At 68.0% G+C, this 13,838-nt stretch carries 16 protein-coding genes; 10 read left to right on the top strand and 6 right to left on the bottom strand.

What is annotated here, in order from left to right; genetic code table 11:
• On the top strand, positions 1 to 336 hold a 336-nt coding region (locus tag Ari01nite_RS45075), incomplete at its 5' end, for a histone-like nucleoid-structuring protein Lsr2 (protein ID WP_203790387.1).
• A gap of 124 nt (positions 337 to 460) precedes the next feature.
• Here Ari01nite_RS45075 and Ari01nite_RS45070 read toward each other — a convergent pair.
• The 3 genes from Ari01nite_RS45070 to Ari01nite_RS45060 all read right to left on the bottom strand — a co-directional run bounded on the left by Ari01nite_RS45070 (position 461) and on the right by Ari01nite_RS45060 (position 2,331).
• The gene (locus Ari01nite_RS45070; protein ID WP_203790386.1) at positions 461 to 868 is read right to left on the bottom strand and encodes a type II toxin-antitoxin system Phd/YefM family antitoxin; all 408 of its coding nucleotides are present in this window, start codon (positions 866 to 868) and stop codon (positions 461 to 463) included.
• A 274-nt stretch (positions 869 to 1,142) separates the two neighbouring features.
• Positions 1,143 to 1,730: a hypothetical protein gene (locus Ari01nite_RS45065; protein ID WP_203790384.1), complete on the bottom strand. Its 588-nt coding sequence runs from the start codon at positions 1,728 to 1,730 to the stop codon at positions 1,143 to 1,145.
• A gap of 271 nt (positions 1,731 to 2,001) precedes the next feature.
• Positions 2,002 to 2,331, bottom strand: coding sequence for a hypothetical protein (locus Ari01nite_RS45060; protein WP_203790382.1), 330 nt, complete (start codon positions 2,329 to 2,331; stop codon positions 2,002 to 2,004).
• A 49-nt stretch (positions 2,332 to 2,380) separates the two neighbouring features.
• Here Ari01nite_RS45060 and Ari01nite_RS45055 point away from each other — a divergent pair, with 49 nt between their 5' ends.
• From Ari01nite_RS45055 to Ari01nite_RS50535, 3 genes are all read left to right on the top strand, one after another.
• A complete protein-coding gene (locus tag Ari01nite_RS45055) occupies positions 2,381 to 3,373 on the top strand; it encodes a tyrosine-type recombinase/integrase (RefSeq protein ID WP_203790380.1) in 993 nt (330 codons plus the stop codon).
• A gap of 10 nt (positions 3,374 to 3,383) precedes the next feature.
• Positions 3,384 to 4,355: a DUF4238 domain-containing protein gene (locus Ari01nite_RS45050; RefSeq protein ID WP_203790379.1), complete on the top strand. Its 972-nt coding sequence runs from the start codon at positions 3,384 to 3,386 to the stop codon at positions 4,353 to 4,355.
• An 848-nt stretch (positions 4,356 to 5,203) separates the two neighbouring features.
• Positions 5,204 to 5,434: an NUDIX domain-containing protein gene (locus Ari01nite_RS50535; RefSeq protein WP_239163561.1), complete on the top strand. Its 231-nt coding sequence runs from the start codon at positions 5,204 to 5,206 to the stop codon at positions 5,432 to 5,434.
• Positions 5,435 to 5,450: 16 nt separating this feature from the next.
• Here Ari01nite_RS50535 and Ari01nite_RS45040 read toward each other — a convergent pair whose 3' ends face one another.
• On the bottom strand, positions 5,451 to 6,779 hold the full coding sequence (locus tag Ari01nite_RS45040) for an IS4 family transposase (protein WP_239163560.1): 1,329 nt from the start codon (positions 6,777 to 6,779) through the stop codon (positions 5,451 to 5,453).
• A 146-nt stretch (positions 6,780 to 6,925) separates the two neighbouring features.
• Between Ari01nite_RS45040 and Ari01nite_RS45035 the strand changes: the two genes are divergently transcribed.
• Positions 6,926 to 7,234, top strand: a complete 309-nt coding sequence (locus Ari01nite_RS45035) for an NUDIX hydrolase (protein ID WP_203790376.1) — start codon at positions 6,926 to 6,928, stop codon at positions 7,232 to 7,234.
• A 722-nt stretch (positions 7,235 to 7,956) separates the two neighbouring features.
• On the opposite strand, the gene Ari01nite_RS45030 is transcribed toward Ari01nite_RS45035, so the two are convergent.
• A complete protein-coding gene (locus Ari01nite_RS45030; protein WP_239163559.1) occupies positions 7,957 to 8,967 on the bottom strand; it encodes an ATP-dependent DNA ligase in 1,011 nt (336 codons plus the stop codon).
• Between the two features lie 249 nt (positions 8,968 to 9,216).
• On the opposite strand from Ari01nite_RS45030, the gene Ari01nite_RS45025 reads away from it, so the two are divergent.
• Both Ari01nite_RS45025 and Ari01nite_RS45020 read left to right on the top strand, forming a co-directional pair.
• Positions 9,217 to 9,513, top strand: a complete 297-nt coding sequence (locus Ari01nite_RS45025; RefSeq protein WP_203790375.1) for a hypothetical protein — start codon at positions 9,217 to 9,219, stop codon at positions 9,511 to 9,513.
• 372 nt (positions 9,514 to 9,885) lie between these two features.
• Positions 9,886 to 10,860, top strand: a complete 975-nt coding sequence (locus tag Ari01nite_RS45020; protein ID WP_203790373.1) for a putative endonuclease domain-containing protein — start codon at positions 9,886 to 9,888, stop codon at positions 10,858 to 10,860.
• 9 nt (positions 10,861 to 10,869) lie between these two features.
• Here Ari01nite_RS45020 and Ari01nite_RS45015 read toward each other — a convergent pair whose 3' ends face one another.
• Entirely contained in the window at positions 10,870 to 11,100 is a 231-nt protein-coding gene (locus tag Ari01nite_RS45015; protein WP_203790371.1) for a hypothetical protein, read from the bottom strand.
• A 92-nt stretch (positions 11,101 to 11,192) separates the two neighbouring features.
• Here Ari01nite_RS45015 and Ari01nite_RS45010 point away from each other — a divergent pair, with 92 nt between their 5' ends.
• The 3 genes from Ari01nite_RS45010 to Ari01nite_RS45000 all read left to right on the top strand — a co-directional run bounded on the left by Ari01nite_RS45010 (position 11,193) and on the right by Ari01nite_RS45000 (position 13,734).
• Positions 11,193 to 11,600, top strand: a complete 408-nt coding sequence (locus Ari01nite_RS45010) for a hypothetical protein (protein ID WP_203790369.1) — start codon at positions 11,193 to 11,195, stop codon at positions 11,598 to 11,600.
• Positions 11,601 to 11,708: 108 nt separating this feature from the next.
• The gene (locus tag Ari01nite_RS45005) at positions 11,709 to 12,305 is read left to right on the top strand and encodes a hypothetical protein (protein WP_203790367.1); all 597 of its coding nucleotides are present in this window, start codon (positions 11,709 to 11,711) and stop codon (positions 12,303 to 12,305) included.
• A gap of 133 nt (positions 12,306 to 12,438) precedes the next feature.
• Positions 12,439 to 13,734, top strand: coding sequence for a putative endonuclease domain-containing protein (locus Ari01nite_RS45000; protein WP_203790366.1), 1,296 nt, complete (start codon positions 12,439 to 12,441; stop codon positions 13,732 to 13,734).
• Positions 13,735 to 13,838: the final 104 nt, after the last annotated feature.

Genomic DNA, 13,838 nt, shown 5'->3' with positions numbered 1-13,838 from the left:
AAGCAAATCATTACGAAGTTGACCGACGATCTGGACGGCACCGACGCCGATCGGACTATCGAGTTCGGTCTGGACGGAGTGAACTACACCATCGATCTGTCGGAGAAGAACGCCGGCAAGCTTCGGAAGGCGCTCGATCCGTTCTTGTCCGCGGGAACGCGCGTAGGGCGCAGCGGAGTCGACCGTCGGCCTGCTCGGGGTCCACGGGCGGCGTCGCATGCAAGCTCGCGGCAGGAGAATCAGGCGATCCGGGAGTGGGCGGTCAAGAATGGCCACCAGGTGTCGGAGCGCGGCCGGATTCCAAGTTCTGTGGTGGGCGCGTACGCGGCCCGCTGATCCTGTGCGCGGGCGTTGAACAGACGGCGTCGCCCGCAATGCTGCTGAGGGCACCGCTGGGCGCTGCGCGGGCCGACAGGCGCGGCGGTGCCCTCAATCTTGAGCAAGACATGCGTCGATGGTTCTATTGATGGCGGCGGAGCTCGGCGTGGACGGCTCTGAGGGCGTCATGGCTTCGGTCCGAGCCGGGTGGGCGCCATGAGTCCAGAATGCGCCACGTCGCGTCCAGGGCGGCGGTGAGTTCACCGAGTCGGGTGGCGTGCTGGCGTTGCAGACCCTCGCGGACGACCTCCAGGCGCTTCGCCCATCCGGCAGCCGTGGCCGGTGTGCCGGGTAGCGCTCGGGGTTCAGGCGATGCCCGCGTCAACCTGTCCGGGGAGACGAGCGCGGCGATGGGGCGTCCGTGATCGACGATCAGCGTTGTCTGCCGGGTGAGGCTGGTCAGCCGCACCAGCTGCACGAACCGGGTGCGCGCTTCGCTGATTGATAGCTCGATAGGGTTGGGTGGCGTTGGCGTGGCGGGTTCTGCCATGTGCTCAGGATGGCGGTCACCTATGACATTTTTCGCGCAGCTCTCAGCAGGCGGCTCATACTCCGGACCGGGAGCCCGCATGGTGTCCACGCCAAGGCGAACGCGTCGCTCGATGCTGGCTTGAGCGTCATTGTGAGACCACCATTAGCCTTCGGACGGCCGTTCGCGGCTTCTGGCCGTGGCCGACACTGTCCGGGCGGGTATCGCCGACCGCTCATGCTTTGAGCCGGTTGTTTAGCGACCGGTTGATGGCAGTGGCGCCGACGAGTTGTTGTCAGTGGCCGGCGACAGGTTGATGGCAGTGGCACTCGTGGCGAGCGAGGCTGAATGCGACGTCGGGGTGGAGCTCGGCGTGGTGAGGTCCGTTGAGGCTGCGCAGGAGACCGCGTTTCTTGAGGTTCAACGCGATCGCCCATCCGACCAGCGCCCGGGTGCCATCATCGATCACGCTGGTCAGCCACGGACACACCGCCGGGCCGCGCGACGGCAGCACCAGGATCGGCAGCTGCTTGTGGTCCAATTCCCAGACCACGTTGCGGCCGGCCGCCGGCCAGGTCAGGTACACGCTGGCCGCCCGGCGGCCATCTTTCCCGGTACGCCAGGCGGCGAGTTCCGCCGGCGTGAGCTCGCGCTCGAACGCCCGCTGCGGGGTCCGCTCGGTGACCGGCCGTGCGCCAGTCCAGCCGGTGACCTGGAAGTCCGGCACCGGCGCCCCGGCCACCTGGCCGAGCCCGCCCACCACCGCGGCGCGGGCCGGGGCCACCGCGGCGATGTTGCCGCGGAAGTAGGCGAAGGCCTCCCGGTCGGCCGCCGACAGCGTGTACGGGTCCGGGCCGCCGCCGGGGCGGCCGCGTCCAGCCACCGCCACACCGTGCGCTCGGCGACCTCCAGGCCCGCGGCCGCCATCCGCACGTGCCCGGTGGTCAGCGAACCAACCGAACGCAGCGCGACCAGCCGGGCCATCGTGGCCACGCGCTGTTCCGGGTCGACCCGCGCTCGCGCCACGGCCCCTCCCGCACGTCGCCCCGATGGCCTATAGTACCTGCCATTGACCGGCGTCGATCATTCCGCTGTGGACCCAGTCGGGCAAGAGCCGCGGCGTCGCAGGTCGATCGTGGTTCTGGTCCTTGCTGTCAGTCAAGAACGACATGGGCGACGGAAGGCGCCATGGAGTACAACGCAGGCACACTGTTCGCGCCGAAAGCGTGCTGCCAAGGAACCGCAGGAAAGTTCCGCTCGACCCATTGGTGAAGCGAGGCGTGGGCGCCACTGAGCGTCGGAACTTCCCAGCCGAGCCGATTTCGGACAGCGGTGCTGTTGACCTGAACCACGGGCGTGGGCGGCGCAGCAAGAACCTCCTCGGCTAAGGCTGAAAGAAACGGTCCCCACGTCCGGTTTCTTGCGATACGCGGGTTCGCCATGATGGCCGCCATGATCTGTTCTGGCGTCTGGGGCTGAGCCACTAGATCACCTCCATTCAGAGAATGTGCGGTCTCTAATACAATAGGTCACGTGGATTCAGAGAACGGGGCAACGGCGGCTGTCGAACCGGGCGGAACAGGTTCAGCGAACAAGGTCCCGCGTCAGCGCGGCCGGACGCCGACGCCGCTGCCCGAGAAGTACGTGGCAGTCCTCGACGCGTACGCCGTGGATCTCGGCCGCGCAGACATGACCGCCGAAGCCCGGCGTACCTATCTCTCCCGGGTCCGGGTGTACCTCGCGTGGCTCGCCGCCAGCGACGTCGACGGCGACCCACTCACCGACCCCAACGCCGCGGCGTGGGCGGCCCGCGACTACAAAGCCCACCTGCACGGCATCCTCAAACGCGCCCCCGCGACGGTCAACGCCGCCCTCGCGGCGGTCTCCGACCTGGCGCTGCGCCGCGGCCTCGGCAAGCTCGACGGCACCACGGTCGCCCGGCTCGACCTACCCGCCCGCCGCGCACCCAAGGCTCTCGTCGGCCGCGACGACACCCGGTGGCAACGCGCCGCCCAGGCCGCCGACCCGCGGGAGCGTGCGCTCGCCGCGGTGATGCGGTTCGCCGGCGCCCGCATCGCCGAAGCCGTCGGCCTGGACCTCGACGACCTGCCCATCACCCAACACCGGCGGCGGCTGCGCATCCGCGGGAGGGGACGCAAGAACCGGTCCGTCCCCGTGCACCCCGAACTCGCCGCCGCGCTCGACGCCTGGCTCGCCGAACGCCGCACCTGGCCCGGCTCCGACACCAGCCCGGCGCTGTTTCTCAACCGCGCAGGCGACCGGCTCTCGCTGCGAACCGCCGACGAGATCATCGGCAACATCGCAGTCACGGCCGGCCTCGCCGAACTGGTCACGCCGCACGTCCTGCGGCACTCCTTCGGCACCGATCTCGTTCGCTCCGGCGTCGACCTCGTCACCGTCGCCGAGCTTCTCGGCCACGCTTCGCTCGACTCCACCCGGATCTACACCCTGCCCGCCGACGACGACCTCGACGCCGCCATCAACCGGCTCACCGTCGACCGCTGAAGGAGCTGCCATGACCGCCAACGAACCGCGTAGGCACCACGTCGGTGTATCGGCGTTCTACCTGGCCGGCTTCGGCGATCCGACCGCGGGGGGAAAGCTACGAGTGTTCGACTACAAGACCGGCAATCACTTCGAGGGGCCGCCCAAGAAGATCTGCCGCGAGAACGACTTCTACCGCGTCGAGGAACCCGGCGTCGACCCGAACCTCCTGGAGAAGATCAGGGCCGATCACGAGGACCTCGTCGCACCGTACGTCAAGCAAGTCGGCACAGGCACCATCACCAACCCTGGCAAGGAAATCGGCGAAACGCTGTCCTATGCAGCTCTGCTCGCAGCCAGCAACCGCCGGGGCCTGGCTCAGGTCGCCAACGCGATCAGGAACAGCATCGGAGCCAAACTGCGCGCCGGCCAGGTACAGCGTGAGCAGTGGGAGGGACTCAGAGCAGCCGAGATCCGCAACGGCGCGGCGGGAGACCAATGGCCGCCCTACGACGAAGCCCTTCGGGGAATCCGCGACAGATCTTGGTTCCCCGCGGAACCGAAGGTCCCCGCACTGATCTCCTTCCCCTACGCGCAAGATGCCCTCTTGAAGATGCTCCAGGGCAGGCAATGGGAGCTGCACGTCACCGACTCCACGACCACCGGCGGTTTCATCTGCTCCGACAGCCCCTTGATGTGGGGCGACCTTGAACAGGCCGTCGCCGGACGGCAGCAATCGCTCGCCGATCACAACATCGAGATCACCTTCCCGGTCAGCCGCAATGTGGCACTCGTCAGCTTCCCCGGCGCCCGCAGCAGCACGGTCACGGCAGAGGACGAACAGATCGGGCACATCAACATGCGCACTCTCCAGTTCGCCACTCGCATGATCATCCACGCCCATGAAAACTTCCTGCTACGGCGCCGCAGCGGAAGCGTCGAGCACGGCAGCGACTACTTCCGACACGTCGCCGAATCCCGCGCTCGCGGCATCCCTGACTGACCCTCAAATGCCACCGCGCTGACATCAACCTGTCGCTCAACACCATAGGTAGAGACCTACCAGGACGATAACGCCGACCAAAGCCGTCATTCCCATATGAGGCCGGCATCAGCTCACCGGCGAGGACCCGCAGCATAGGCCGGCAGACAGAGCAGAGCCGGCGCGGCCAGAACCGCTACGACCACCGCGGAGATGGCGGCTATGTCCTTCGCCGTCATCTCGGACTTTCCTGAGTCCGGTCACTCCCATCCCTGAACCTGTGCTAGCCGACGAGCTATGTCGGTGCGCACAACGGCCGTGCGTGGCCTGCGGTCAGCTCCTCTGGCGCGGGAAACTGACCGGAAACAACCTCCTGGACGACCAGCTGCAGCGCCCCGCGGTGACAGAATCGCAGGTGCTGGCTTGGAACGGCCCGCCGTGCAGTCACCCGCGTCACGGCCTTGAAGAGGGTGCCGGGTTGCCCGATCGCGCCCTTTTCACGCCCTGCGAGGCGTTACCCGGAGGGTCCAGGGGGACTAGCTCCCGGCGCCAGTGAACAGTGCGACCACGATCCCTTGTCGTTGATCATCTTACTAGTGACTAGTTGATTCAAGGCCACCGGGCGTTGCCGCCCGTTGGTCGCGGTGTGTCGCGAGCCGGCCAATTGACGCACATTCCAAACCTCGCTGTGCGCATTCTGTCAATATGTGGTATCGACGCAAAGCGCGGGGATGCCCCGGCATCCCGCACGCGGACGAGCAACCGGAACTGACCTGTCCGCTCTTCATCCGATCGGGAAGCAGTTCGGTGCGCGTACGGGCTCTTCCGATTGGCTAGCGCTGTTGGCGTCGTCGTGCCCGAGCAGCAGCGTGACTCCAGCTCCGCTACCGCCGGCCGACTATTACGCAGCCCTGCCCAAGAACATCACCGGTGCCGGTTTGATCCTGTACGACGAGGACGGCCGGGTTCTGCTCGTCCAGCCCGCGTACCGCGTTGACACGTGGGAGATTCCCGGCGGCGGGCTCGAGGACGGCGAGGATCCGTGGCATGCGGCCAGCCGCGAGGTGAAGGAGGAACTAGGGCCAACGCCGCTCAGTTAGTGGGTGGTGGTTGTGGTCAAGGGCTGGGGTCGATGATGTTGATGCTGGTGGTGGCTCGGTAGCTGCGCCGGTCGATGTTCGGGCCGCGGGCTTGGTATTTGCTGTTCGAGCGTTTGGTCATGCGGGTTTTGGTGCGGACGCGTCGCTCGGGTAGCAGGTTGTCCAGGACGGCGGCGCCGATGGCTCCGACGAGGTCGATGACGGTGTCGGTGATGACTCCGGCAGCGTGCACGATTTGGTCGCGGGCGGTGTTCAGGGCGGTGGTGAGGCTGGCCCGGTCGGGATCGGTGCCGGGCCGGCTGTCGGTGGCATCGAGCATGGCGGTGCGCAGGATCTGGTAGACGACCAACAAGGCGTGTAGTTCCTGGTCGATGCCGTCGGGGGTGCGGGCGCGCAGAACGCGTCCGCCGAGGATGCTGGATTTGAGTTCGAGGTAGGCGGTCTCGATCTCCCAGCGTTCGTGGTAGAGCCGCACCAGTTCACCGGCCGGGTAGGCGTACGGGTCGAGCAGTGTGGTCCGCAGGCGGTAGTCGCCGGTGCGGGTGCCCTGGCTGGTGGTGATCCGGATCTGGGCTTCGATCACCCGGATGTTCAGCGCGCCGATACGGCTGAGCCAGGAACCGTCGGGCAGGCGGCGGATCACCGGCAGGCGGCGGTTGGCTTTGCCCCGGATCAGCAGGCCGGCGCCGGTTGTGGTGACCGTGGCCAAGAAATCGGCAGCGTCGTAGTAGCGGTCGGCCAGTAGCAGCATCCCTGGTCGCAGGCTGCGGCTGAGGATTCTGGCCTGATCGAGCTCACCGACGCGCAGCGGATCGAACACCGCGTCGATCACCGACCGGGTTCCGCAGGTCAGCAGGGCGCTGAGCCGCAACAGCGGATAGCCCGACGAGGTGCCGTTGTTGCAACGCTGCTTGGCGTATCGGGCGGTGTTGGCGGGCGAGTCCGCAACGCTCAGGAAGGTCCCGTCGAGCACGACCATCAGCAGACCCCGCCAGCGGACCTGAGCAGCAGTCGTGGCGGCCGGCCCGCGCAACAGATCGAACAACGCCCGCATCGGAGCCGGTCCCAGCCTTTGACGAGCCTGCCGCAGCGCCGAACTGGACGGCGAAACCAACGGCAGCCCACCCAACCCGCTGACCAGCTTCGCCCATACCTGCCCATAGCCGAGCTCAGCGAACAGGCACCCGGCCAGCAGCAGATACATCACGACCCGAGCCGGCAGCAGCCGGACCCGGGCCTGCGCCCGCCGGGTCATGGCCAGCACATCATCGATCATCTCGAACGGCACGAAGCGGGTCAGCTCACCGAGATGCCCCGGCGCGAACACCCCCGCAGCTACCGTCACTACCCGAGCTATGGCAATCTGATCGGCCAAGCGGAGTTCCTGGTTCTGGGTTGTCTTGGAGTGACAAGCCTTGATATCGGAACTCCGCTTCCTACCTCCCGATCAACACACCTTGACCGCCACCCGAATCGCCTAACTGAGCGGCGTTGGAACTAGGGCTGGATCGCGAGCCGGGCCGGCTGCTGGTTGTTGACTGGGTACCTGCCCAGCCCGACGGGCGGCCGGCCCTGGCGAACTTCCTCTTCGACGGCGGCCACCTCAGCGAGACCGAGGCCGACCGCAGCGTGCGGCTGGCGGCCGACGAACTGCTCGCCTGGCGTTTGGCTGCCCCTGACTCATGGCCCCAGCTGCTGGCGCCGCACATGATGCGGCGGCTCCGGGCCTGCGCGGAAGCGCTGGCCACCGGCACCACCGCCTACCTGCACCACGGCCAGTGCCCCGACGAATCCGGCTGACGAATTGCCCGGCACCGCCCTTCCCAGCCAGCCGACCGCGAGCGGCGGCGGCGGCGTATCGCGAGCGGGTGAGCAGTTGGAGCCGGCGAAGTGGTATGCCGGCCTGCCAAGTTTCTGGCATCGGCGAGCGCGCTAATCACCGATCGTTCGGGGATGGCTGTTCTCGCCGTCAAGCCGAACTATCGGCCGTGGTGGAACATACCCGGGATCATGGAAGCTGGCGAGCCGCCGCACGTGTGCTGCCCCGTGAGCTCGCTGAAGAACTGGGACTCGAGCTGAGCGTTGGCCGGCTCCTCGTGGTTGATTGGGTGCCACCGATGGAGCTGCGTAAAGCGTGGATCGGCTACGTCTTCGACGGAGGCGTCCTTGATGATCCGTCACGGATCCGACTGCAGCCTGACGAACTGGACGCCTTCGAGTTCCTCAGCGGGCCGGCGTTGCGGGAGAGGTTGACAGCGAACACGGCGGACCGGGTGGAGGCCGCGTTGGCCGCTCGGGCGTCAGGAGGGGTTGCCTATCTTCACGACGGCGCCGTGGTCGAGCAGGCCGGCTCGGGTGCGCCAGAAAGAACTCGGCCTCGATCGGGAGCCAGGCCGCCTGCTGGTCGTGGACTGAGTACCCGCCCAGCCGAGGGGCGGCCGGCCCTGGCGAACCCTCCGGAAGAGGGACCGCTGCCATCCGTTCGCCGAGGGCAGAAAACACGCGCTGTGGCGGCCTGCCTGTTAGGGCTCGTCGGGCGACCAGGGAGTCACCTCTGACGGATGCATGTCGGTCCGAACGCGGAGGTGGCGGGCCTGGTGGCGCCACCGACCCGATTCATACGCCTGGTCAACGACGATCTCTGCGACGAGCAGGGGTGCGACCGGCACGTACGGCACGGGATCCGCGCGGTCGAACCGGCCGAGCCAGGCTGCCGGTAGGGGCTGCGGCCACGGGTGGTATCCCTGCGACTCGACCAGCGTGGCGAGCTCGGCGATCTCCTGCTGCTGGGGGACGGTCAACGGCCCGGTATGGCCGACGTAGCGGAGCCGGTGCTGGTAATCCAGGCGTCCGAGCAGCACTGCCGATGGCGAGGCGAGGGTGCCGACGAGGCCGCCGATGATGGCTTCATCGGTGGTTCTGATCTTGTACTTCCACCAGCCGGTGCGCCGGTACCTCCCAGCCAGGTCTTTGACGACCAAGCCCTCGCAACCCAGCGGGGCGTACGCCTCCAGCCACAGCAGCGCCTCATCGTAGTCGGTGGTCTGCGGGCAGATCTGCAACGCGGTCGGCGCTCCGGCCAACACGGCCTCGAGCCGGGCACGTCGCTGGACCAAAGGCAGATCGCGCAGGTCAGCATTCGCGTCATGCAGCAGGTCGAAGGCGACGAACGAAGCCGGCCGTGCCCGCGCCTCCCGCGGCAGCGCCCGTCCGGCAGTCACCCGCCGCTGCAGCGCGGCGAACGAAGTCCTGCCGGCGGTGGGGTCGAAGCGGATCACTTCCCCGTCGAGCACCGTTCCGCCGGGAAGAGCGGACAGGTGGACCACCAGGTCGGGGAAATACGCGGCGAGCGGCTTGAAGGAGCGGGACTGCAGCATCACGCTGCCCGAGGTGACCACGGCAGCGCAGCGCCAACCGTCCCATTTCGGCTCGTAGGCGCAGCCGCCCCGGCACATGCGTGGCGGCGGCAGTTCCGGCACGCCAGCGGCACGCGTCAGCTCAATCGGTGGCCGCAGCACCTCGTCCCCCGTCACCGCGCGACAGGCCGACGTTAAGAAGCAGCTGGCCGGCCGCAGGGATAAATCGGCAAATGACACTCGTCTGGCGTACGCCGACCAGGAGTTCACTGGCCCTACGCGGAGAGCACGGACGCCCCGGTCATTCGCGACAGGTGCCCGGTGTTTGGCCCCTTGGGCCGAGCGTCTCGATGACGAATCTCGGAGCAACAGGGGCAGCAACCCACCGCCACCAAGCTCGAACAAGTGTTCGATATCATGTGCCGGGTGCAATGGAAGCGCGGCTGGACATACGAGCTGCGGTGGACTGCCGGGCACAACGGCGTACGCTCACGGGTGGTGGACAGCCCGGCGAAACTGCGGGCGGTCGTGGAGTGGGCAAGGCGCAACCCCCGCGTGGAGAAGTGCAGCTACCGGGTGACCTACGAGCTGGTAGGTGAACGGATCGAGCGCTGCCCGCAGGGTCATTCGTTACTGACCCCGCGCGACACCCAGCCGTACCGGACCGAGAAGAAGATGCGCCAGGTGGGGAGGAAGCGCTGCTGCTCGTCGACGATCTGCTGAGCGACGAGGACGGCTGGCGGGAACTCACCGCCAGGCCGCCGCCGCCGAACCCGGACAACCGCTGACGTCACGATGCTGAACAGCCGACTTGTGGCCGGACCTGCGCCGGGGTACGGCTGCCCCGCGCCGCCATCCGGCACTCCGTCTCGCGTACGGCCACCCGGGACAAAGTCACCCGCGCGCCGAAGCACCGCCGAACAGCACCTTGGTAGCCCGCCGTGCTCCGCAACGGTGATCATCGGCCTCCGACTCGCCGGTGTACAGCGAAGGGCTTCACCGCGAACTCTACTGAGCAGGATGGCCGGCCCCCGGCCGACATTGGTCCGAGCCTGGGCTGCAGAGGGTTCTCAGCCCGAGCCGTAAAGTCGAGCGATGGGAACGGCGACGCCGCGCAAGTTGCGCGAAGCGATCGGTCAGGCGTTGCGCGAGGCGATGAGCGCGCCGAAGGTCGAGCAGTTCTGCACCGGCATCGGCCTCGCCCCGCCCAACCCGCCGGACGACGTCGCCATGACCAGCAAGGCCGCGTACGTCGAGCGCCGTCTGGGAGGCAAGACCCGGCCGGAACTGGTCCGGCTCGCGCTGCAGGTCCTCGACGAATGCGAGGAGGGCAAGGAAGCCGCGACCAAGCTCGCGGACCTGCTGGCCGGGGGCTCCGGGGTGGCTGGAGAGATGAAAAACCTTATCTTCGCCGCCGACGGCCCGAAGCCCGAGTTCGTGTTCCGCGACGCCCTCAACAACGACCTCAAAGCGATCAAGAACGCCGAATACTGCCTCATCTACGACCGGCCGCTAGGCCCCGACGGCCTCACCTGGCGCCAGCTCGGCGACTGGTGGACCGAGCGAGCCGGCCTGGCCCACCTGCCCGAGAAGCAGGTCTGGAACAACCTGCACGACCGGCTGGAACGCTCCCTTGGTGACAACCCCGGCGAACGCCAGATCTCGGACGCCTACAAGAGACGCTACCGGCGACTCGGGCCCGACATCCCGGCTCTGATCCCGCAGGTCTACCTGCACTACGACCCATACCACCAGGCCCGCTACGGCACCAGCGCGCCGCCGCTGACCCGCCAGCGGATGGACTTCCTGCTGTTGCTGCCAAACCGGATCCGGGTGGTGATCGAGTGGGACGGTGCGCAGCACTACGCCGACGATACGGTGCTCGCCCACGGTCGCCGGCACGCCAGCCCGCGCCGCTACGCCGAGATGATGGCCGAGGATCGGGCGCTGCGGCTGCGCGGCTACGAGGTCTACCGGTTCGGCGGCCACGAACTGGCCGAGCCCGGCATCGAGCAGCGCCTCGACCAGTTCTTCGACGACCTCGACCGGCGCTACGCGCCGGCGGCATGAGCGTCTCGGTCATCGGGCGCGGGAACCACGGCGGGTAGCCGGGGCCGCGCTGAGGACGTCCACCACGCGTTGCGCCGGCACCTTCTCGATCGCGCGGCGCCGCAAGCGGTAGTCCAGCACCTTGCCGGTCACCGCCGCCGCCAGCGCGGCCGCCACGAGCAGAGCCCACACCCACCCCGGCATGGCCGCGGGCCCGAACGCCGCGGCGGTGACTCGGGCCAAAGTGAATGGTGACTGCATGATCTTCCCCTCTGCCAGGCCGGCGCCGGTGGTTTTGTGTGTCACCGGCCCCCGAGTCGCAAGGAAGCGCGCCCGTGCCGAGGATCATCCGGATGCCGAGCCCCGACGTTGTACCCCCGCGCACCAAGCGGCGGGAGTTCGTGGAGGAGATATTCCGGCTCTACCGCGCGGCCGGTAGTCCTCCGCTGCGGGAAATCGAGGAGTGGATCCGCGGCAACGACGAGCTGAAGGGAACGGCGAGCACCGAGACCATCCGGCGAATCCTGCGCGGACACGTGCCGCCGCGGTGGCACACCGTCGAGGCGATCGCGCTGGCGTTCTTCGCCATGTCGGACCTGCAGGCTGATGAGGAACGCTACTCCGAAAACATGGGCGACTCCTTCAGCAACATGGAAGCGCTCCGGCGGGCATGGTCGGAAGCGATCGAAGAGGACCCCGGCGCACCCGACCCGCGCGCCCGCCGGCAGGCGGGCAACTTCGACGACGAGCCGCCGTTCTGACCCATCCTGGAATCTCGGTCCAAGGCGCCCTGGAGTCTTGCTCGCCTCGCGCAGGCCAGTCCCGTGGTGCCCGGCGCCCGGGCCGGGTCCTGTTGGGATGATTTCGGCATGTCGATCGCGTGGAACACGGTGCAGACGGCGGCTGCGACCGCGCTGCTGGTCACCCTGGTCATCGAGTACGCGGTCAAGCCTCAGTTGGAGGCGCGCAAGGAACGGCATCTGGAGGCGCTGCGCACCCAGCGCCGGTTCGAGGCGCTCCTGGTCGACCTGGCGCTGGCCGCCGGGGTATACATCACCGACGACACCACCGCCGACGGCAATGCCGTCGTCCGCGGCAAGCTGCAGGCCGAGCGCGCCCGCCAGTACGACCGCATGCAGCACCTGGTCACCGAACTGTTCGACAACTTAGGCAAGTTCGCCAGCTCCTATCCGCTCGCGCCCTGGCGCAACGACATGCTGCTGGTCGGCACCACGATGCACGGCATCCTTATGTCGGCCCGCAGCCGGCACCGCCAGGCCCAGCTCATCGCCGAGTTGACCGGCATCAGCAGCCGGATCTTCTACCAGCGGCATCTGTGGAAGGCTGCGGACCTCAGCAAGGCCCGCACCGAGCTGCGCGCACTGGTGACCCAAACCCAACAGCCAGGGCCCACGCTTGCCGCCGACCGCAACGCAACCGACCAACCCAACCGGTCGCCCCAGTAATAGACCGGCTCGGCGTTCGCTCCTGGCCCGTCGGAGTCCGGCTACGGCGAGGGAACGGTCCTGCGCTAGATCCGCACCGCAAGGGTGTCCGGCCACCAATACGGTGTCGGCGCGGTCTCATAGAGTTACGGCCATGTCTATCGCCGGGCCGGCCGCCGCCGGCTTCTGGAGCCAGCAGCAGACCACACTGTCCCAATTGCTGGTGCGCGCCGGTAACCAACGGGCGGCCCGGCTGCTGTCGCTGGCGCCTGCCGCCGAACTACGCGACGGCGACCCGTGGGATCCGGTCCAGGTGGTGCTGCGGGTCCGGCCGGCCTTTCTGGATCTTTTCCGGCCGGCGGACCTGGAGGCTATCGCCGAGCAGATGAATCAGCTCCGCAGTTGGGACACCAGCACCGGGCACCGGGTCACGGTGGAGCCGATGCTGGCCGATCCATTCGACCGGGCCGACCTCGGGGGTGCGGGCACCACCGCCATCCAGCTGCGCGAGGCGATCGCAGACGCGCTGCATCCGGTGCGGTCGTACGACCTGCCGGAGGTGTGCCGGGCCTTCGGGCTCGCCGACGGCGACGGCGAAGAGGCGCATGCCAGCAAGCGCGGCTACGTGCGTAGCCGGATCTCGGACTACACCGAGGACCAGCTGACCGAGCTCGGCAACCTGGTCGTCGAGCAGCACTACCTTCCGCAGCTGTGGGGACTGCTGCAGGTCGTCGGCGCCCGCCAGGGTGGCGTGCGTACCCCGTTCAAGAACCTCATCTTCGCCGCCGACGGCCCTAAACCCGAGCTGGTACTCGCCGACGCCGTCAGCAACACCATCGAGATCGTGAAGAACGCGCAGTTCTGCCTCGTGTACGACCGCCCGCTGAGCGAAGGCGGGCTCAGCTGGGCGGACCTGGTCGCCTGGTGGGCCGACCGGCACGCCGAGCCCGGTCTTAGCGAACGCGATGCCGCCACCCAGCTTTACCGCCGCCTGGCCCGCTCCCTCGACGCCGGCCGGGACCCGTCTCCGGAACCCGGACCCGAGCGGCAGATGTTCCGGGCCTACCGCGAGTTGCTGACGGAACACGGGTTCGGCCTGCCGGCGCTGATTCCGCAGGTCTACCTGCACTACGACCCGTACACCCGGGGCCACCGGGCGACCGCGGCCGGTCCGCTAGCCCGCCAACGCATGGACTACCTCATGCTGCTGCGCGGACGCCGTCGTCTGGTCATCGAGATCGACGGCAAGCACCACTACGCCGATGGTGACCGCGCAAGTCCCCGGCTGTACGCGGAGATGATGCGCGAGGACCGTGCCCTGCGGCTCGACGGCTATGAGGTCTTCCGGTTCGGCGGCTACGACTTCTGCGACGCCGCGCAGGCCAACACCATGGTGCGCGACTTCCTCGAGAGCGTCCTGCGCACGCACGGGTATCTGCCAGCCCCGTGAACCGGTGCCCAGAGGTCACACGCGTAGTGGCCCGCTGGCAGCTTTCCTCGCGGCGGGCGCTTAAACGCAAATCTGCGCCGGATGGACGCCCGAGCAGGATCGCG

Source organism: Paractinoplanes rishiriensis (assembly GCF_016862375.1).
GTDB lineage: Bacteria > Actinomycetota > Actinomycetes > Mycobacteriales > Micromonosporaceae > Actinoplanes > Actinoplanes rishiriensis.
This window is presented reverse-complemented; position numbering and strand designations above follow the sequence as displayed.

Excerpts from the sequence above, each read along its gene's own strand:
- Ari01nite_RS45070 (WP_203790386.1), bottom strand. The coding sequence starts at position 868 with ATGGCAGAACCCGCCACGCCAACGCCACCCAACCCTATCGAGCTATCA.
- Ari01nite_RS45050 (WP_203790379.1), top strand. The coding sequence starts at position 3,384 with ATGACCGCCAACGAACCGCGTAGGCACCACGTCGGTGTATCGGCGTTC.
- Ari01nite_RS45020 (WP_203790373.1), top strand. The coding sequence starts at position 9,886 with ATGGGAACGGCGACGCCGCGCAAGTTGCGCGAAGCGATCGGTCAGGCG.
- Ari01nite_RS45015 (WP_203790371.1), bottom strand. The coding sequence starts at position 11,100 with ATGCAGTCACCATTCACTTTGGCCCGAGTCACCGCCGCGGCGTTCGGG.
- Ari01nite_RS45010 (WP_203790369.1), top strand. The coding sequence starts at position 11,193 with ATGCCGAGCCCCGACGTTGTACCCCCGCGCACCAAGCGGCGGGAGTTC.
- Ari01nite_RS45005 (WP_203790367.1), top strand. The coding sequence starts at position 11,709 with ATGTCGATCGCGTGGAACACGGTGCAGACGGCGGCTGCGACCGCGCTG.
- Ari01nite_RS45000 (WP_203790366.1), top strand. The coding sequence starts at position 12,439 with ATGTCTATCGCCGGGCCGGCCGCCGCCGGCTTCTGGAGCCAGCAGCAG.